The 18,499-nt window shown below is 42.7% G+C and carries 16 protein-coding genes, 1 tRNA gene and 1 rRNA gene; 6 read left to right on the top strand and 12 right to left on the bottom strand.

Translation table 11 applies throughout. The annotated features are described in order from the left end of the window. Nucleotides 1-105: 105 nt before the first annotated feature. The 3 genes from argH (at nucleotide 106) to BLQ60_RS03455 (ending at nucleotide 2,418) form a co-directional block, all read left to right on the top strand. Nucleotides 106-1,548, top strand: a complete 1,443-nt coding sequence (argH, locus tag BLQ60_RS03465) for an argininosuccinate lyase (RefSeq protein WP_092616173.1) — start codon at nucleotides 106-108, stop codon at nucleotides 1,546-1,548. 49 nt (nucleotides 1,549-1,597) lie between these two features. Then, nucleotides 1,598-1,870, top strand: a complete 273-nt coding sequence (locus tag BLQ60_RS03460) for an oxidative damage protection protein (protein WP_092616170.1) — start codon at nucleotides 1,598-1,600, stop codon at nucleotides 1,868-1,870. A 77-nt stretch (nucleotides 1,871-1,947) separates the two neighbouring features. Further along, on the top strand, nucleotides 1,948-2,418 hold the full coding sequence (locus BLQ60_RS03455) for a hypothetical protein (RefSeq protein ID WP_143005171.1): 471 nt from the start codon (nucleotides 1,948-1,950) through the stop codon (nucleotides 2,416-2,418). Here BLQ60_RS03455 and BLQ60_RS03450 read toward each other — a convergent pair. The 5 genes from BLQ60_RS03450 to BLQ60_RS03430 form a co-directional block, all read right to left on the bottom strand. Beyond that, entirely contained in the window at nucleotides 2,408-2,998 is a 591-nt protein-coding gene (locus tag BLQ60_RS03450; protein WP_143005170.1) for a hypothetical protein, read from the bottom strand. The genes BLQ60_RS03455 and BLQ60_RS03450 overlap by 11 nt on opposite strands. A 39-nt stretch (nucleotides 2,999-3,037) precedes the next feature. Further along, on the bottom strand, nucleotides 3,038-4,192 hold the full coding sequence (locus tag BLQ60_RS03445) for an immunity 26/phosphotriesterase HocA family protein (RefSeq protein WP_213030458.1): 1,155 nt from the start codon (nucleotides 4,190-4,192) through the stop codon (nucleotides 3,038-3,040). 60 nt (nucleotides 4,193-4,252) lie between these two features. After that, entirely contained in the window at nucleotides 4,253-4,867 is a 615-nt protein-coding gene (locus BLQ60_RS03440; protein WP_092616160.1) for a hypothetical protein, read from the bottom strand. Nucleotides 4,868-5,150: 283 nt separating this feature from the next. Then, nucleotides 5,151-5,864 carry an outer membrane protein OmpK gene (locus BLQ60_RS03435; protein ID WP_092616157.1) on the bottom strand — a complete coding sequence of 238 codons (714 nt, stop codon included), beginning with the start codon at nucleotides 5,862-5,864 and terminating at the stop codon, nucleotides 5,151-5,153. Nucleotides 5,865-6,164: 300 nt separating this feature from the next. Next, nucleotides 6,165-7,715 (bottom strand): solute carrier family 23 protein, encoded by a 1,551-nt coding sequence (locus tag BLQ60_RS03430; RefSeq protein ID WP_378235223.1) that lies wholly within the window; start codon nucleotides 7,713-7,715, stop codon nucleotides 6,165-6,167. 5 nt (nucleotides 7,716-7,720) lie between these two features. Here BLQ60_RS03430 and gltX point away from each other — a divergent pair, with 5 nt between their 5' ends. The 3 genes from gltX to BLQ60_RS03415 all read left to right on the top strand — a co-directional run bounded on the left by gltX (nucleotide 7,721) and on the right by BLQ60_RS03415 (nucleotide 10,377). Further along, the gene (gltX, locus tag BLQ60_RS03425) at nucleotides 7,721-9,232 is read left to right on the top strand and encodes a glutamate--tRNA ligase (RefSeq protein ID WP_092616154.1); all 1,512 of its coding nucleotides are present in this window, start codon (nucleotides 7,721-7,723) and stop codon (nucleotides 9,230-9,232) included. Between the two features lie 82 nt (nucleotides 9,233-9,314). Continuing rightward, nucleotides 9,315-9,390, top strand: a tRNA-Ala gene (locus BLQ60_RS03420). Between the two features lie 369 nt (nucleotides 9,391-9,759). Then, nucleotides 9,760-10,377 carry an OmpW/AlkL family protein gene (locus tag BLQ60_RS03415; RefSeq protein ID WP_092616151.1) on the top strand — a complete coding sequence of 206 codons (618 nt, stop codon included), beginning with the start codon at nucleotides 9,760-9,762 and terminating at the stop codon, nucleotides 10,375-10,377. Between the two features lie 95 nt (nucleotides 10,378-10,472). Here BLQ60_RS03415 and BLQ60_RS03410 read toward each other — a convergent pair whose 3' ends face one another. From BLQ60_RS03410 to rrf, 7 genes are all read right to left on the bottom strand, one after another. Next, nucleotides 10,473-11,714, bottom strand: coding sequence for a molybdopterin molybdotransferase MoeA (locus BLQ60_RS03410; protein WP_092616148.1), 1,242 nt, complete (start codon nucleotides 11,712-11,714; stop codon nucleotides 10,473-10,475). A 14-nt stretch (nucleotides 11,715-11,728) separates the two neighbouring features. Then, complete coding sequence (gene moaCB, locus BLQ60_RS03405; RefSeq protein ID WP_092616145.1) at nucleotides 11,729-12,652, bottom strand: bifunctional molybdenum cofactor biosynthesis protein MoaC/MoaB; 924 nt, start codon at nucleotides 12,650-12,652, stop codon at nucleotides 11,729-11,731. A gap of 329 nt (nucleotides 12,653-12,981) precedes the next feature. Beyond that, nucleotides 12,982-13,521 (bottom strand): molybdenum cofactor biosynthesis protein MoaE, encoded by a 540-nt coding sequence (locus BLQ60_RS03400; RefSeq protein ID WP_092616142.1) that lies wholly within the window; start codon nucleotides 13,519-13,521, stop codon nucleotides 12,982-12,984. A gap of 2 nt (nucleotides 13,522-13,523) precedes the next feature. Continuing rightward, the gene (locus BLQ60_RS03395) at nucleotides 13,524-13,772 is read right to left on the bottom strand and encodes a MoaD/ThiS family protein (RefSeq protein WP_092616139.1); all 249 of its coding nucleotides are present in this window, start codon (nucleotides 13,770-13,772) and stop codon (nucleotides 13,524-13,526) included. Nucleotides 13,773-14,021: 249 nt separating this feature from the next. Then, nucleotides 14,022-16,451, bottom strand: coding sequence for a YgiQ family radical SAM protein (locus BLQ60_RS03390; RefSeq protein WP_092616136.1), 2,430 nt, complete (start codon nucleotides 16,449-16,451; stop codon nucleotides 14,022-14,024). A gap of 300 nt (nucleotides 16,452-16,751) precedes the next feature. Beyond that, on the bottom strand, nucleotides 16,752-18,227 hold the full coding sequence (locus BLQ60_RS03385; protein ID WP_143005169.1) for a hypothetical protein: 1,476 nt from the start codon (nucleotides 18,225-18,227) through the stop codon (nucleotides 16,752-16,754). Between the two features lie 182 nt (nucleotides 18,228-18,409). Continuing rightward, nucleotides 18,410-18,499 (bottom strand): 5S ribosomal RNA (gene rrf, locus BLQ60_RS03380); the annotation flags it as partial.

Raw genomic sequence — 18,499 nt, 5'->3', positions numbered from 1 at the left:
TTCCATGACTTTTTCATCTTGCATACACAATTCAATGTCTGTGATGGCAATGTCTGTTATAATTTCGCTCAATTTTAAACAGTTTCAAATTGAATTGACGATCTTATGACTACACCGACAAATCAGCCAACTGATTCTTTGAATCCCGCTCAAAACCCGACTCAAACTTCAGGTATGTGGGGCGGTCGTTTTAGTGAAGCAACCGATGCCTTTGTTGCCGAATTTACTGCATCTGTGCAATTTGACCAACGCTTTTATAAACAAGACATTGCAGGTTCGATTGCGCACGCTACCATGTTGGCGAAAGTCGGCGTCCTCACCACTCAAGAACGTGACGACATTATCAATGGTTTGACGGCGATTCAAGCCGAAATCGAAGCGGGTCAATTCCAGTGGCGCATCGATCTTGAAGATGTACACATGAACATCGAAGCACGTCTGACTGATCGTATTGGCATTACAGGGAAAAAATTGCACACAGGTCGTAGCCGTAATGACCAAGTAGCGACTGATATTCGCCTCTATTTGCGTGATGAAATTGATGCGATTTTAGATTTATTAAAGCGTTTGCAATCAGGCATTTTGGATTTGGCAGGGAAAAATACCGACACCATCATGCCAGGTTTTACCCACTTACAAACTGCGCAACCTGTGACTTTTGGTCATCATTTGTTGGCGTGGTTTGAGATGTTGTATCGTGATAGCGAGCGTCTAATCGACTGTCGTAAACGTGTGAATCGTATGCCACTTGGTTCGGCAGCGTTAGCTGGTACGACTTATCCGATCGACCGTAACTACACTGCGGAACTGCTCGGCTTTGAAGCGGTCAGTGAAAATTCACTGGACGGCGTATCAGATCGTGACTTTGCCATTGAGTTTAATGCGGCAGCATCGTTGATCATGATGCACCTCTCTCGCATGTCAGAGGAATTGATTTTATGGACATCGGCACAGTTTAAATTTGTACAGATTCCAGATCGCTTCTGCACAGGTTCATCGATCATGCCACAGAAGAAAAATCCTGATGTACCTGAATTGGTACGTGGTAAATCAGGTCGTGTCTTTGGTGATTTGATCAGTTTATTGACGCTGATGAAAGGTCAACCGTTGGCATATAACAAAGACAACCAAGAAGACAAAGAGCCTTTATTCGATGCGGTTGATACCGTTCGTGGTAGCTTGATGGCGTTTGCGGATATGGTGCCTGCGCTTGTACCAAATATTGCCAGTATGCGTGAAGCAGCGCTTCGTGGCTTCTCGACAGCGACTGACCTTGCCGATTATTTGGTGAAAAAAGGTGTGGCATTCCGTGATGCGCACGAGATCGTCGGTAAAGCGGTTGCGCTCGGTGTGCAAGAGGAAAAAGACTTGTCCGAACTCACCCTTGAGCAATTGCAACAATTCTCTGATTTGATTACAGCAGATGTGTTTGATCTGGCGTTGACTTTGGAAGCATCGGTATCGGCTCGTGATCACTTGGGCGGGACTGCCCCAAAGCAAGTCAGCGCAGCCATTGAACGTGCTCGTCAGCGTATTGCATCGCTCTAAGCACCGAAAAATTGGCTTAAAACTTTACAGCAGAATTTAAGGAATCGTTATGTCAAAGCAGATATTTTGTCGTAAATATCAAAAGGAAATGGAGGCACTTGATTTTGCACCATTTCCAGGGGCGAAAGGTCAGGAATATTTAGAAACCGTGTCGAAGCAGGCTTGGCAAGAATGGCTGCAGCATCAAACCACCTTGATCAATGAAAAACGCTTAAATGTGTTTGAACCTGATGCCAAAAAGTTCCTTGAAGAACAACGTGAGAAGTTCTTGAGCAACGATGATTCTGTGGAAAAAGCAGAAGGTTGGACGGAGCAGAAGTAATCTTCGTGAGCAGTTTAAACGACAGCTTTAAACTGCTTTTTGGCATTCCGACCTACAAGGTCAAAACGAGGCGTAATATGAATGCTACCGAGTTTAGAATGATCATTTCCGCAGTCGATCTTGTTGATTGGGGTGATGATTCTATCAATGGTCAACGAACAGAACTTTCCACAATTTTCAAAATTTTTAATGCAAATATTGATGTTACACAATTGGTTGATGACTATTTTGAAGACTGTGAAAGAGCTGGTAAAGGCGATGTTCATGTCTTTCAAAAGCAAAATAACCATGACTTCATTTTTGCAATTGATTTTTATAATGAACCTAGCGACCAGTTAGATCTAGTGGAAGTATTTTTTCGTTTTCCCGAAGAGTCGGTACTACATATATCAGAAATCCTCTCTGCTTTTTTTAATCGTTCTTCGGCTCAAGTGCTGTATTCACAAGCTACCTTTTGCATGCGTTTGAATGAAGCGCTTAATCCAAATAATTTTCCAAGAAATATAAAAAACCATATACAACAACAGGTTATACATATTATTGATTAATTCTATGTAATACTTGATTGCCAAAATAATTTTCCCATTTTGGAAAGCTATCTCTGTAATATTCATTCCAATAGCTCACAACTCTACTCTCCAGAAGCCTCCAATATGTCGGATTTTCCAAGCGGAAATCTTTATAAAAATGCAGTGTACTTTCATTGATTTTAGTATTAATGATCGGAAATAACTCCCAAACATATTCACCCAATAACTGTATTACAAATGGAACCGTCCAATTTTCTGCATGATCTGAAATACGCTTCAAACGCTTAGCTCTGACATATCCATTATGATGTCGTGAGTATATACAATTCAAAATATCTGTTTGTCTTTCATTTAAAGTGCTTTCTAAATCAAGCTCAGGTTCATTAAAATAAATCCGATAGGGAACTGTTAAAAACTCATCTTCAAGTCGTATTTGCCAAGATGATACAATCAGTGGATATGAGCCACATATAGGATTTTCATCTGCGAGTGGTAAAATTTGTATGACAGCATCTACATCGCTTTGTAGTTGTTTTGGAAAAGCATTTTTAATCATACGCTCATATTCTGACTTCATTTTAAAAACACGCCAATTCATTTATATCGTTTATATCACATAGTGAATTACAAAGCCCAACTACTCAACCAACGCCAAATTCTCCTCATAACTCTTATCTGCATCCAATCCAAATGCCTGAAAAACTGCTCGTTTTTCTTGAGCACATTGTGGATTACGCAAATCTCTTACCCAACTCTTTTCCCAAAATGGTTGATTCGACTTCGCCTTGATACAGGCTTCGAGCGGACGTACCTCCAGACCAAAGCCAATGCCTTCATTACGAAATGGATTGATTTTTAAAGTATCAGGCTGGATATTCGGATCATCAGGATACAGAAGCTGATTAAACTGTTTGACTCGCATCTCTTTGTAAATCAAACCGTATTGCAGATAAACCAAATCAATTTCATCAGCTCGGATGCTCATTCCGTATGAGATCAACATATCTTGATCACTCGGCTCGATCGGCTTGTGTCCAATAATGATGTTTTCACCATAATAAAAGTGATTATCCATCACCGCTTGCGATGGCAATGCCATGGTCTGCGCCAACTCATCCAAATCCACATCAAGCGTATCGCTGATTTTATGATAGACCTTGACGATCAACGCCCGCCCCATCAGATTGGTCAAACCATAGTTTTTATTTTGATCAAAACCTTTGGACTTTTTCAGTTTCACCACATCTAGCAAGATGCGCCCAAAACCATAACGACGGCGATCCACTTTGAAGGCAAAAAAATCCCCTTCTTGATATTTATGATGCGAACGCTTAGCAGTTTTAAATGCCTCGATGGCTTTCAAATCATCTGCTGTGCTGTCGGCGATCCACTGTGCAAGCCACACCTGCAAAGATGCTAAATTACTCTTTTCTGGCAATCGTTCACCATGAAATGTGGTCTGCGTGTCGTAGCTAGAGATGCTAATATAATCATGGGAATACTGAAAATACACGCCAACACTACCAAAGGATTTCGTGGCGGTGAAGTTGAGTTTTTTTGGCTTTCCACGTGCCGTTTTGGGGAGCAAAATGGTGCGATTTTCAGCGGTTTTTTCATTCAGTTCTTTTTCAAAATAGCTATTTTCTGTGACCCGTATTTCTTTGCGAATGCTGTCACCATCAAAATATAAATATTGCTCGCCAAGCTGTTGCAATTCCCAATGTGCTTCAACAGGTGCTAAGCCCAAATATTTGCGTTGTTCATTATTCAGTTCAAGTCTCATTTCTTCCATGGTCTTTTTCCTGCGGTCTGTGCTTGCCCTTTTGTACCTTGTATGGCGCTGTTGCGTTAATTATTCTATAGGTTCGACTGTGGTCGGATGCGCTTCGATATAATCCGCAACCGCCTGAATATAGTCAATAAACATATGCGCCCGTGTACTCAGATGAATCACATTGCGACCATCTCGAACGAAATATTCTGCATTTTTACCATTGCAAAATCCTTGCCCTGAACGCTTCGCCGCACGGATTTGCTGTTCGACTTGTTGCGCTTGGTTTGGGTCGGCAAATTGCATTACCCACATCACATAATCAGGATAATAGTTTTTCGGCTTGGCTTCGGTGCGTTTGATGTAATAGCGTGTGACACCTGAGCCCTCGATGCGCAGTTGCATATTATTTTGGCAATCATTGTAGCTCCAGACATCATCAGACACGACATCAACGATTTTAAATTTTTGCTGTTTAAAGAACGGATTTAAACCCTGCATCAGCGCCACGTCACCGTCAAGATCATTGGTCTTGATATTCACGATTTTAGTCTGCGCATTTGGCATCTGCGCTTGCAGTTTGTCTGCCTGTTGAGCAGATTCTATGGATGATGTCTCGGCTTGAACGCTGTTGTGCTGGTTTTGGTTACAAGCTGCTAAACCTGCCAACAGCATGACGGCGATTATTTTATGCATGATTGAACGCCTGATGTTGTTTTGATCTATTCAGCATAACGTAGATCGAACAGATTACCTAGGCGCAAAAAAGATACCCCAAGACAACATGAAAAATTGCACTCTAAAATAGTGCCATAAAAAATCATCATAAAAAAAGCAGACCGTCTGATTACCTAGGCGCAAAAAAGATACCCCAAGACAACATGAAAAATTGCACTCTAAAATAGTGCCATAAAAAATCATCATAAAAAAAGCAGACCGTCTGATCTGCTTTTTCAAATTTCAATACTCATTTCAATGCTTAGAAATGGTATTTCACCAATGCGCTGACATTGTGCTCATCCACACCATCTACACCGTATTTATTGATCCAGTGTGAATACTCAATCCCCAAATACAAACGAGTATCAGGTGAAATGTGTTTACCTGCATTCCACTTGAGCTGGCTCGTCCAGTTCAGTTCGCTTTCATGATCATCTTCTTCAGTTGACCAGTCGAGGAAACCATCAAATAAAAAGTCTTCATTCGACAGTTGGAACGGCACGCCATAGGTCAAGGTCAACTGCCAATCATCATCAATACTGTCATTATTGGCACGGTAAATATTGGCACTGGCATATTGGAAATATGGAATATCAAGATCTACACCAACGCCGTAGAGATAGTTATTGTCATCTTCACTGCCTTCCCAAGTCGTTGAAATCAAAACATCTTTCACGATACCGAATTGCAAGTCTTTGCCAGACACACCAGCGAGGCTCAAACGAGGCGATGCTTCGAAATAGCTGTCTTTGTCACCGCCACTTTCGGTGCGGTCAATAAAACCAAAGAAATCACCGTATTTTAACTTTGCCGCATATTCTGCGGTAATGGTCGCTTGCTCAGGTTCATTGGTGAGTTCATAATTTTCACCGTATAATCCTGTTAAGCTAAAGTCTTGCCAAATCGGTTTTGCCGTCGCAAAGCTGGCGATCGAAGTCAGTGCAAGTGCCGCACACAATTGCTGAAGTTTCATGGAAATCCCCGAAAAAATGCCTGAACTTTGCTAAGCAAAAATCGTGTCAGATCGACTCAAAAACCTGACGGTGCTTGTCAAAAGCATGGCATAGAAAAGTTGCGACGATTTTATTACCAAACTGTCATATTTACAATCCAGTGTGCCACCGCTTTTTCTACTCAACAGTTTTTTCTCTACAGTTTTTTACTGTCCAGATTTTATTGGCGATTGATCGATATAGTCGCCCCATCCAACCCAATAAAAAACGATGCGCCTTAGCCCATCGTTTTTTATGATTTTCAGCAAAATTTTGAAGCATTAATGTGCCGAAAAAGCGTCGTGCTCATCTCGATTTTCTTGACCAAGACTTTGCCGATTAAAAATCAAATTCATCAAGATCGCCGCAAAGGTCGCCGTGCCAATACCACCCAGATCAAAGCCTGCAAGGTGTAACGAGAAATTCCCCGTGCCCATGATCACCACCACCGCAGCGACCAACATATTGCCATTTTGACTAAAATCAACCCGATTACTAATCCAAATCCGAGCGCCTGCAATGGTAATCAAACCAAAGACCACAATCGATGCACCACCCAAAATCGCCACAGGAATGGTGCTGATTACCGCACCGAATTTTGGTGATAGACCCAGCAATATCGCAAATACTCCCGCCACCATAAACACCACGGTAGAATAAATCTTGGTTGCCGCCATCACGCCGATGTTCTCGGCATAAGTGGTCATGCCTGTGCCACCCACTGCGCCCGAGATCGTGGTGCATAAACCATCCGCAAAAAAAGCTCGCCCCATATACGGCGAAATATTTTGCCCTGTCATGGCGCTGACCGCTTTAAAATGTCCTAAATTTTCTGCAATCAAAATGATAAATACGGGTGCAATCAGCAGTATCGCTTTGGCATCAAAACTTGGACTATGCAACTGCGGCAGACCAATCCACGCTGCATTGATAATCGGGGCAAAGTCGATCGGCGTCCCTAGCCCCATGACATTGGCGAGAATAAAATAGAATAAATAGGACAGCGCCAAGCCCACCAAGAGCAACAGACGGCGCAACATGCCTTTGGTAAACACGGCAATGGTAGTAATACATAGTACTGTGAGTAGCGCCATCCATGTATCAAAGACATTGCCCGACACGCCTTTGATGGTGATCGGTGCCAGATTCAAGCCGATAATCATCACCACAGCACCTGTCACCACTGGTGGCATCAATCGCTCAATCCACTGTGTGCCAGTACGCATCACGATCAAACCAACCAAGGCATAGAAAATACCACACGCCATGATCCCGCCAAGTGCAAGGCTCATGTTTGGATTACTGCCTGCGCCTGCATAGCCTGTCGCTGCCGCAACCACACCAATAAACGCAAAGCTCGAGCCCAAATAACTCGGCACACGGCCGCCTGTAATCAGGAAGAATAAAATCGTGCTAAAGCCTGTCATCAGCATGGTCAGACTTGGATCAAAGCCCATCAAGAGTGGTGCAAGCACTGTGGCACCAAACATGGCAAAGACATGCTGTAAGCCGAGCGCAACATTTTGCCCTGCGGGTAAATATTCATGGATCGCTACAGGCGTCTGTTCCAGATCACCCTGATAGGGTTGCCATTTTACAAACCAGCTGTCATCTGTATTTTGGCTGGTATTCGCACTTGAACTACTGTGTGAATGTGGATTATCGTTTTGCATCATCATACCCAATTTTAACGCTGCGCCATTGTAGCGAAAAATGTGCCAATCCACGATAGGGATTATCTCGATATTGGTGCCAAGGATTTGCGCCGAATTGGCATTTTTTGCCTGCGCATTTTTCGCTATAATACTGCGCATTGCACTCTTATTAGACATTCATTATGACCGTTCGTACCCGTATTGCTCCCTCACCAACAGGTTTTCCGCATGTTGGTACTGCGTATATCGCCCTATTCAACTTATGCTATGCCAAACAACACGGCGGCGAATTTATTCTGCGTATCGAAGATACCGACCAACTGCGCTCAACCCCTGAATCAGAGCAAATGATCTTGGATTCACTGCGTTGGCTTGGGCTAAATTGGTCTGAAGGGCCTGACGTCGGTGGGCCACATGCGCCGTACCGCCAATCGGAACGGATGCATATCTATAAGCAATATGCTGAACAATTGATTGAAAAAGGACATGCCTTTTATTGTTTCGCCACAGCCGAAGAGCTCGATCAAATGCGTGCCGAACAACAAGCACGTGGCGAAACACCAAAATATGACGGTCGTGGTTTGAAGCTCTCGAGCGAAGAGGTGCAACAGCGCCTTGACGCTGGCGAAGCACACGTAATCCGCATGAAAGTGCCTGAAGACGGTATCTGTAAAGTCAATGATTTATTACGGGGTGAAGTCGAGATTCCTTGGGCACAAGTCGACATGCAAGTCTTGCTGAAAACCGATGGCTTGCCGACCTACCACCTTGCCAATGTGGTAGATGATCATTTGATGCAAATTACCCATGTGTTCCGTGGTGAAGAATGGTTGCCGTCAGCGCCGAAGCATCAACTCCTTTATCAATATTTTGGTTGGGAGATGCCTGTACTCGGACACATGCCTCTGCTACGCAATCCAGACAAATCAAAATTATCCAAGCGTAAAAACCCGACCTCAATCAACTATTATCGTGACATCGGGGTCTTGCCTGAAGCCTTGTTAAACTACTTGGCACGGATGGGCTGGTCAATGCCTGATGAGCGTGAAGTGTTTACCTTGGCGGACATGATCGCCAACTTCGACATTCAACGGGTTTCCCTCGGTGGTCCAATCTTTGATGTGGAAAAACTAAACTGGCTCAACGGACAATGGATTAAAGCTCTGACTCCAGCGCAATTGCTCGACACCATTTTGGCATGGCAAGGCGATCGCCAAAAACTCGAAGACATCGCCGCCGCAATTCAACCTCGAATTCATCTCCTGTCTGAAGCAGTGAATTGGGCTGGATTTTATTTCAATCACATGCCGACATTAACTGCTGAACAATTTGAAAGTAAAAAACTCAGTCCTGAACAAGTGCGTCAAAGTCTGCAATTTGCGATTTGGCGTTTGGAAGGCATGTTTACATGGAATAATGACACGGTGAGCCAGACCTTGATGGATTTGGCGAACCAGATGGAGATTAAACTGCGTGACTTTATGCCTGCGTTCTTTATTGCCATCGCAGGCTCGACCAGCGCAACCCCAGTGATGCAAGCTATGGTCACCATCGGCCCTGACCTGACCTTTGCCCGTCTGCGCCATGCCTTAGACATCGTCGGCGCCCCAAGCAAAAAAGAGCTGAAAGTGTGGGAAAAGCTGAATCAACAGCTAAAACTGCCTAAAAATGAAGCAAATGATACTGCGGAATAATCCAGCAGAATTGACAGTGCTACGCCATCTGCATAAGATGGCGTAGCACTTTTTTGTAGTGCTGTATAAAAGCAAAATACTTGGGGTCATAGCTCAGTTGGTAGAGCGCTACAATGGCATTGTAGAGGTCAGGAGTTCGATCCTCCTTGACTCCACCATTTTCTAATAAGCATCATTTTATCCTCTCTTTTTGCTATTGATTACCATCTATTCTCCAACCTAAAAACCACTTGCTTTTCCCCCAAATACTTTGTGAAGAAATAATGTGCTTTATTTTGCTGAATATTTAAGCATTTCTGAATTAAGTTTTCATTTATACACAAGTGTATATTTATTTTAATTCATTGTTTTTATTAAATATTTTATTTATTTTCGTCAAATCAAAGAATGAAACCTATTCTCATTAACATATTATTAAATTATATTCTTATAAAATTCAACTAGATATCAAATGTATCTAAAAATGTGATTGCGTAAACATTTGTATCTGCATTACAATTATTTTGTTACAAATTGGAGATACAACAATGTTGAAAAAAATTGCTCTCGCTACTGCTGTTTTAGCGCTCTCTTCTGCAAGTTTCGCAGGCAACTGGACTGTCAAAGTGGGTGGAAGTTTACTTGCTCCTGATTCAGACAACGGTACGCTAAATATTGGCGGTACGACTGTACACCCAGACGTTTCTAGTGAATACAACTTCACGCCATCTGTAGAATATCGTTTTGCTGATACACCATTCTCTGTAGAATTGTTGTTGGCAACCCCATTCAAACATGATGTAGAGCTTCCTGAACTTGGCCTTGAAGCATCGTTCAAACATCTTCCACCGACATTGACTGCAAAATACAACTTGCCAACTTATAAAGGCTTTACACCATATATCGGTGCAGGTGTAACAGTCGTTGTGCCTTGGGATGAAGAAGTCAAAGGCACGAACCACGATCTTGAAGCAGATGACGTGAGTGTAGCAGCTGCTGGTCAAGTGGGTTTCATTTTCCAACCTGCTGATGCAAAAAACTGGGGCGTGTATGCAGACGTCCGTTATGCCAATGTTGAAACTGACCTCGAATTAAATGGTACTGACATCGGTACTTTAGAAGTGAATCCTTGGGTATATACAGTTGGTTTAAGCTATAACTTCTAAGTTTAAACAGCATATTCTCAATAAAAACTGCCTGATCTGTCTTATCAATCAGGCAGTTTTTTTATGTGTGAATTAGTCATTTAATATCTGTTGAACTAGAGCATCAATACTTGTAATGGATCGCCAGCCTCGCATTGCCGATCGCTCGGTACTCTGACCAAACAATTGGCTTGCATCAGATTGGAGAGCATATGTGACTGCTGTTTTGCCAATGGCTGAACCGTTAAACGCCCTTGATCAAACGCCATGACCATACGGATAAATCGCTCACGTTGATCCGCTTTGATCGGCTGCGTTAATGTTGCGCTAAACCACTGTAGGGTATTGCAATTGCCTTGTAAGGTATTCAGCAACAGCTTGCCATAAACCTGCATACAGACATAGACCGCCGCAGGATTCCCCGGTAACCCAAGCAAATAACAATGATGATCTTGATTTTGAAAGGATGCGAAAAATAACGGTTTGCCTGGTTTTTGTTTCACTTTCCAAAAGTGTTGCGTAAAACCATTGTTCAGCGCACAAGGACGTACATAGTCATAATCACCAACCGATACACCACCTGTAGTGATCAACACATCGTATTGCGTTTTAAGGCGATGAAAAGTGTCATTGACCACCGCTTCATCATCGACAATATGCAAAACATCAACCTGAAAATGATTCGACTGACACCATGCTTGAAGTAAAGGACCATTGGCATCAAATACTTTTGAGCTAGCATCCATTGACGGATCATTGCTTGAGGTCGCCACTTCATCACCCGTGATCAGCACCGCAATTTTCGGTTGCTTAAATACAGTGACCTCAAACACACCTGCCATACTCAAGGCTGCAATTGCACCGACACTCAGATATTGCCCACGCTCAGCCAAAAGTTGCTCTTTTGACACTTCTTCACCAACATGACGAATATCCGCATCGGCTCGAAGTGGTTCCGTGATGGTGATTGATGATTGTTTGGCTTGAACAATTTCTTGCCGTGCAACCGTGGTGGTGTTTTCAGGAATTTTACCGCCTGTGAAAATCCGTACTGCTTGACCATGATTCAACTGAAATTGCTGATCACCACCTGCTCGGATTTCCCCGATCACTTCAAATGTTTGATCTTGAGCATTTTCACCATCAAAACACAGCGCATAACCATCCACCGCACTTTGCGAAAAGGTGGGTAAATTCACTTGGGCGTGAATATCTTCTGCCAAATAGTGATGTAAACTTGCCTGTAGTACTTTATTTTCAATGCTTAAAGGTTGTGTCTGCTGCAGGATGATTTCGATCGCTTGATCAATGCTGATTAAACCTTTTTCCGCACCACACGCTGATACTGTTGCCACCATAATTTTAAATGACCTTATTGATAACCTTGCGCATGTGGCAAATCCTGACTGACATCAACCAAATGCACCAATGCAGGCAAAATCGCCGCCATCGACTCACTTGCACCACCACGACTCCCCGGCAAGGTAATGACGAGGCTACGATCAATATAGCCCGCCACGCCACGAGAAAGCGCCGCATACGGTGTGCGCTTCTGCCCAAATGATCGAGCTGCTTCCATTAATCCAGGGATTTCACGCTTCAATAAAGGTTGTAAGGTTTCAACGGTAATGTCACGACTACCTAGACCTGTACCACCCACAGTGATCACGCAGGCGTAACTTTGACTCAACTCTAAAACAAGGCTTTTGAGTTGCTCAGATTCGTCAGGCAAGATTTGGTAATGGATCGGCTCAAAGCCTGCTTGCTCTAAAGTGTCAACTACCGAACGCCCTGCGGTATCAGGCTTACGCCCTGCTGCCACGGTATCAGACAACACAATCACCGCCGCAGATACTGCACGGCGTAATGTGCGTTTGAAGTGAGATTTACCGCCTTTTTTTTGATCCAGTTTGCATTGTTGCAATACTAATTCTTCAGGTTCACAGTGCGGTTTGAGCATGTCATAAATGGTCAATCCTGCCAAACTTGCCGCCGTCAAGGCTTCCATTTCCACACCCGTTGGACCGATGGTTTCCACTTCGGCATAGATCACCACACGATCTTCCAAAAGTTCAAATTCCACATCCGCCCGATAAATCGGCAATGGATGACACAGCGGAATCAGTTCATCGGTACGCTTTGCTGCGAGAATCCCTGCGATACGTGCTGTTTTTAAGGCATCGCCTTTTTCAGTATTACCATCCGCAAGCAATTGAATACAGTGTGCAGGCGCAAGCAACTCGGCACTGGCTTTGGCAATTCGATAGCTTTCAGGCTTCATGCCGACATTTTTCATCGCAAAATTTCCAAAAGTTTAAATTTTAAAGTTTAATGTTTTAATTAACCTAAGCATTAGATGAGTAACTATCATCTGATTCGTAGAAATGTCAGTTGCATGTTCGAGGAACAACTTCAATATGCAAGATAATGTTTCTCAAGACATTATTTCTTTTAAGGTATTTGACCGAGTTTGCAACTGACAAAATGGTTTTGGTTACTTTTCCCGAAAGAAAAGTAACTCGAACCGAAGGTTAATCCTTACATAAGAGCATACACCACAAGACCTTGTCGAAAATGCTTTTATTTTCAAAATAAAGTCTCCTGCATTTACAAAACATATAACGCTTAATGTTCATGTGAACAAGCTGTATGATCGTGCTGATGATGTGCATGTTTTATATCCTTTTTCTGCGCCACATCAGCATAGTCACTACGAATACAACAACCTTCGACAAAGACACTTGTCCCGTCATGATAAAATTCTTCTTTCCACACTGGCACTTCGTGTTTCACCCGTTCCACCGCTTCCTCGCAAGCGGCAAAGGCTTCACGGCGATGCGCAGCACGAGCTACCGCATAGATCGCCACTTCGCCAATGTCTAAATGCCCAATACGATGCACGACCCGCACATAAGACACGCCATATTTTTGCTCGATGTCGAGTTCGATCTCTCGGACTAAACGCTCTGCCAGTGGCTTATAAGCGGTATATTTCAGGCTTTTTACGGCTTTGCCCTCGTGATGATCACGCACCGTCCCTGCAAAAAGTGCTAAACCACCACATTCAGGAAAATATTGCATGGCAAGCAACTGATTCAGATCAATCTCATGATCTTGAATGCGTTCAATCTCAGCGTTAATTCTTAGGTTGAGTTGTTCTGACATTTTTAGCCTCCTGTAACTGGAGGTAATAAAGCGATGGTCATCTGCTCATGAATCATCAAATCACGATGCACCAATTGATCGCCGACCGCACAGGCACAGCGTTCAAGATTGTCATGAATCTGTGGAAGCTGTTCAGCCAAGTGCGTTAAGGCATCTTGTAGCCGAATTGGAAAAGTCGTTGCTAAATCAATGCTTGGTCGATCTGCTAGACTCGCTAGCCGACCATAAAATTCAAATCGGATTTCACTCATTTTACGACTCTTTTGCAAATTTGGTTTAGCGCTTATTCATGCAAAGCACATACTCATGATAATGCACGTTGCACATCTATCAAAATGCACCAAGACCATGCAGAACACAACATCTTCACTCTTGTTGCGCTGTAAAAATGCAATCTTCGTACCAAAATGTTTATTTGAAAGTGTTTTAGCGCAATTTAAATGAATAACACCATACGCTGTGCACAATTTCAGCACAGCGCATGATTTTGCATTAGTTCATTAAGCACGATTTGAGTGCTTTTTCCCTGATGATTTTTGTTTAGGATTTGAAGCATTTCGACCTTGCGCATTTTTCGACTGAACTTTTTTTGCTTGATTATTATTGGTCGAACTTGAGCGATCCGTTTGCTCTCTTGGTGGCAAACCTGTGTGTTGAGTCAATATTTGCCCTTTTTGAGGGGCTTTTTGTGATGTGCTTTGCCCGCCAGTACGTTTCACAGAGTCACCAGCTTTCGAAGAATTTTTCTTGCGAGCAGATTGATACTCACCTGTGCCTTGCGGTTGATAGGTCGGAATCAAATGCTGTTTAGAATTACCAATCAAATCAGCACGTCCCATTTCTTTCAAAGCATCACGAAGCATCGGCCAATTGTTGGCATCATGGTAGCGCAAAAACGCCTTATGCAAACGGCGACGCTTTTCACCTTTGACGATATCGACATCTTCGGTATAGCGAGCGACTTTCGCCAACGGATTTTTCCCTGTGTAATACATGGTGGTCGCCGTTGCCATCGGTGATGGGTAAAAGGTCTGCACTTGATCGGCACGGAAGCCATTTTTCTTGAGCCAAATCGCCAAATTCATCATGTCATAATCTGATGTCCCTGGATGCGCCGCAATAAAGTACGGAATCAAATACTGCTCTTTACCGACTTCTTTACTAAAACGATCAAACATTTGTTTAAAGCGATCATAAGTGCCGATACCCGGTTTCATCATTTTTGACAAAGGTCCAGTTTCGGTATGTTCAGGGGCAATTTTCAGATAACCGCCGACATGATGTTGTACCAATTCTTTGACATATTCAGGATTCAGCACCGCAAGGTCATAACGCAAGCCTGAACCGATCAGAATTTTCTTAATGCCTTTTAGACTACGGGCTTTACGATACAATTGGGTTAATGGCGCATGATCGGTGTGTAGATTTTGACAGACACCTGGATAGACACACGACGGTTTACGACAATTCTTTTCAATCTCAGGATCTTTACATTGCAAGCGATACATATTCGCCGTAGGTCCGCCAAGATCAGAAATAATCCCTGTAAAACCCGGTGCAGTATCACGAATTTTTTCCACTTCACGTAGAATTGAGTCTTCCGAACGGTTTTGAATAATTCGTCCTTCATGCTCGGTAATCGAACAGAATGTGCATCCACCGAAACAGCCACGCATGATGTTCACAGAAAATTTAATCATGTCAAAGGCAGGAAAGCGTGCGTCTTTATAAGCAGGATGTGGCAGACGTGCATAAGGCAAATCAAACACATAATCCATTTCTTCCGTAGTCAACGGAATCGGTGGTGGATTGAGCCAGACATCACGCTCACCATGCTTTTGAACCAACGCCCGAGCGTTGCCCGGATTGGTTTCAAGATGCAAAATTCGGTTGGCATGCGCATACAGCACAGGATCATTTGCCACTTGCTCAAACGCAGGTAAACGAATTACGGCAAGCTCACGTGGTGGCAAACGGTGTTTAATCGCTTTTGATGGTTGTAACTGCACGATCTGCGTATCAGCTGCAAGGTCATCTGCTTGACGAATAATCGGATTGGCAACCGCTTCTTTCTGAAAATTTTGATATTGGCTGAGTGAACTATTTTTATTCTTTTCGATATCACAACCTTCTAAATCTTCGGTCATGACATAAGGATTGATAATCGCATCGACACGCCCAATGGTATCGACATCATTTGAGGCAATTTCGACAAACTGCGATTTTGAAGCACGATTATGCTTATTGATGATAAAAGCTGTACCACGCACATCGGTGATCTCGTGGATTTTTTCACCTTTGGCGAGACGATGCATCACCTCAATGATCGAGCGTTCACCATTACCGTACATCAGCAAATCTGCTTTGGAATCCATCAAGATCGAGCGACGCACTTTGTCCGACCAATAATCATAATGCGCAATACGACGCAATGAACCTTCGATACCACCAAGTAGCACAGGCACATCAGGAAAAGCCTCACGTACACGCTGGCAATACACGGTCGCTGCACGGTCAGGACGTTTATTCGGCACATTATCAGGCGAATAGGCATCATCGGAACGGATTTTACGATCTGCGGTATAGCGGTTGATCATCGAATCCATATTACCCGCTGTCACACCCCAAGCAATATTTGGCTTACCTAACACACGAAAGGCTTCGACATCTGTCCAATCAGGTTGTGCAATAATCCCTACACGGAAACCCTGTGCCTCAAGCACACGACCAATAATGCCTGACACAAAAGACGGATGATCAATATAGGCGTCACCACAGACCAAAATAAAGTCGCAACTGTCCCAACCAAGCAAGTCCATCTCTGCACGTGACATCGGCAAAAATGGTGCAGGCTCAAAGCATGATGCCCAAAATTTATCATAATCAAACAACGCTTTTGGCGCAGTCTGCATGGTGTACGCAGTGCTCATAATTGGTCAATCTCGGCTGGCAAACTTCGCTTATAGCCGTTACTGAAAACATACTGGCTGAACAAGTTTGGCTGGCAACTTTTGGTGAATTTCGATAAATAAATCAGCGTGATCTCTAGTACAATGCTCAATATAGATTGAGAATTGGAAGGATCAAATTGATGGGCTGAAAATGAAAGGCAATTATTTTAACATGAATTTAAAAGAATCGGATTGATTAAATTGTAGTCGACACTTTAAATAAAAAAGCATCCGTCAAATGAGGATGCTTTTTGCAAGCGTATTATTTATTTGGGTGTATCAAGGAAGTTTCCAATGCACTTTCCCTCTGAGTGCTGGAGCATTCCCCTCACAATGTTGCTCAAATCGAAGATCTATCGAAATCAACTGATCCTCTCGATATACAGTATCGTCAACAATCATCCAACCACTAAGTTCATTACAACCTCGCCCATCGCCATCCCAATTCAAACCACCACGAGTTGGATTATGGAATGGGTAGCGCGTTAAGTTTAAATAGGTTCCCTTTTCTAATTTTGAATAACTTATAGGGATAGCAAATTGTCCACTCCACCATGAATCACCGTGGATATTAATAGAGAGGGCATTTTTCTCATTATTTTCCACTTGCACTACTGCATTACTTGGGTCAAATAAATAATTCTGACCACCGCCAATGTAGTCGCCTTTATCACTTTCTATCGCAATATAATTACCCTCAGGAACTGTTTCTAATTTAGGTTGCCATTTATAACCAATCGAATCAGAAGGTGATTTCCAGTGAATAAAACCAAATAAGGCACCATCGGGCTGATCCTCACAATGCTGAGCGAATCGGAAATCAATAGAACGAATTGCACCGCTTTCAACCGTAATTTGATCTATTAACAGCCAACTTTTGGATTCATTACATCCACGATAATCACCTGTCCAACTCAACCCACCAATACGTGGATTATGAAAAGGGTATCTTAGTAAGTTTCCATATACACCTGTTTCAAGATTACTTTTTAAATCGGATAAAATAAAATCTCCATCCCAATACACTCCATCAAAACCATCTACATTGACTTGCATTTGATTACCATAACCGACTAAACTAAACTCATCGGATAAGTAAAAATATTCTTGATTGGCGCCGATATAATCATTAATACTCTTTAAATAGACAAAATTTTCTTCATCACTATGAAAGTATTCAGGCAATGTCGCAGAAACTTCGTATAGTACATCTTCATCTATAGTCTTGGATAAAGTGGCTTTTTCTGCAGTTCTACTCGCATCTGCAACAAAGGTTAAGCCCGATTCAATTTTTGAAGTCTTTCTAATATTGATCGTTTTTTCTGCTGCCAAAATCTGTTTTTTCTGAACATCATAAGCAATGACTTCAAATTGCCAATTTCCTTGTACTAAGTCTGTTGCATACGTGGTAATCACATTATCACAACCGACAGGTGCATATATTGTTTTTGTTGTATCAGATAAACTTGCTTTAATAATCACATTTGCAAAACTTGGAACACGATTCGCTTCACAATCAACCGTCGCCTGAATTAAGCTCGGATCGATGTCTAACTCATCCACAAGTTCTTTCAAATCAATTTCAACTTGAAAATCATCATCGCTATCTTGTTGTTGCGTAAACGTTATACTACTATTACTTTTTTGAACAACCGCAGGCTTGTTCTCTGTAGAGGATCCACCACCTCCACATGCCACTAATACGGTAGAGATCCCTAAGCACATAAGGACTCTTATATCATTTCCTAACGTCATTTATTATTCCTGTGTCATTGTTAATATTTGTTGCTATTCTAATTTTTTATAAATTAAAAGTACATGACTAGATCAATTTTTTAATCACATTTTTTAAACAATTGTAGATGTAATGCACCCCTTTAAGCTCCTTCACTGCATAAAAAAGCCCCCACCTATTTGGTGGGGGCTTTGGAATTAAAAGCTGGCGATGACTTACTCTCACATGGGTAACCCCACACTACCATCAGCGCTAAGTGGTTTCACTTCTGAGTTCGGGAAGGGATCAGGTG

This window comes from Acinetobacter marinus, assembly GCF_900096915.1.
Taxonomy (GTDB): domain Bacteria; phylum Pseudomonadota; class Gammaproteobacteria; order Pseudomonadales; family Moraxellaceae; genus Acinetobacter; species Acinetobacter marinus.
This window is presented reverse-complemented; position numbering and strand designations above follow the sequence as displayed.

Excerpts from the sequence above, each read along its gene's own strand:
- argH (WP_092616173.1), top strand. The coding sequence starts at position 106 with ATGACTACACCGACAAATCAGCCAACTGATTCTTTGAATCCCGCTCAA.
- BLQ60_RS03460 (WP_092616170.1), top strand. The coding sequence starts at position 1,598 with ATGTCAAAGCAGATATTTTGTCGTAAATATCAAAAGGAAATGGAGGCA.
- BLQ60_RS03455 (WP_143005171.1), top strand. The coding sequence starts at position 1,948 with ATGAATGCTACCGAGTTTAGAATGATCATTTCCGCAGTCGATCTTGTT.
- BLQ60_RS03450 (WP_143005170.1), bottom strand. The coding sequence starts at position 2,998 with ATGAATTGGCGTGTTTTTAAAATGAAGTCAGAATATGAGCGTATGATT.
- BLQ60_RS03445 (WP_213030458.1), bottom strand. The coding sequence starts at position 4,192 with ATGGAAGAAATGAGACTTGAACTGAATAATGAACAACGCAAATATTTG.
- BLQ60_RS03440 (WP_092616160.1), bottom strand. The coding sequence starts at position 4,867 with ATGCATAAAATAATCGCCGTCATGCTGTTGGCAGGTTTAGCAGCTTGT.
- BLQ60_RS03435 (WP_092616157.1), bottom strand. The coding sequence starts at position 5,864 with ATGAAACTTCAGCAATTGTGTGCGGCACTTGCACTGACTTCGATCGCC.
- BLQ60_RS03430 (WP_378235223.1), bottom strand. The coding sequence starts at position 7,715 with ATGTCTAATAAGAGTGCAATGCGCAGTATTATAGCGAAAAATGCGCAG.
- gltX (WP_092616154.1), top strand. The coding sequence starts at position 7,721 with ATGACCGTTCGTACCCGTATTGCTCCCTCACCAACAGGTTTTCCGCAT.
- BLQ60_RS03415 (WP_092616151.1), top strand. The coding sequence starts at position 9,760 with ATGTTGAAAAAAATTGCTCTCGCTACTGCTGTTTTAGCGCTCTCTTCT.
- BLQ60_RS03410 (WP_092616148.1), bottom strand. The coding sequence starts at position 11,714 with ATGGTGGCAACAGTATCAGCGTGTGGTGCGGAAAAAGGTTTAATCAGC.
- moaCB (WP_092616145.1), bottom strand. The coding sequence starts at position 12,652 with ATGAAAAATGTCGGCATGAAGCCTGAAAGCTATCGAATTGCCAAAGCC.
- BLQ60_RS03400 (WP_092616142.1), bottom strand. The coding sequence starts at position 13,521 with ATGTCAGAACAACTCAACCTAAGAATTAACGCTGAGATTGAACGCATT.
- BLQ60_RS03395 (WP_092616139.1), bottom strand. The coding sequence starts at position 13,772 with ATGAGTGAAATCCGATTTGAATTTTATGGTCGGCTAGCGAGTCTAGCA.
- BLQ60_RS03390 (WP_092616136.1), bottom strand. The coding sequence starts at position 16,451 with ATGAGCACTGCGTACACCATGCAGACTGCGCCAAAAGCGTTGTTTGAT.
- BLQ60_RS03385 (WP_143005169.1), bottom strand. The coding sequence starts at position 18,227 with ATGACGTTAGGAAATGATATAAGAGTCCTTATGTGCTTAGGGATCTCT.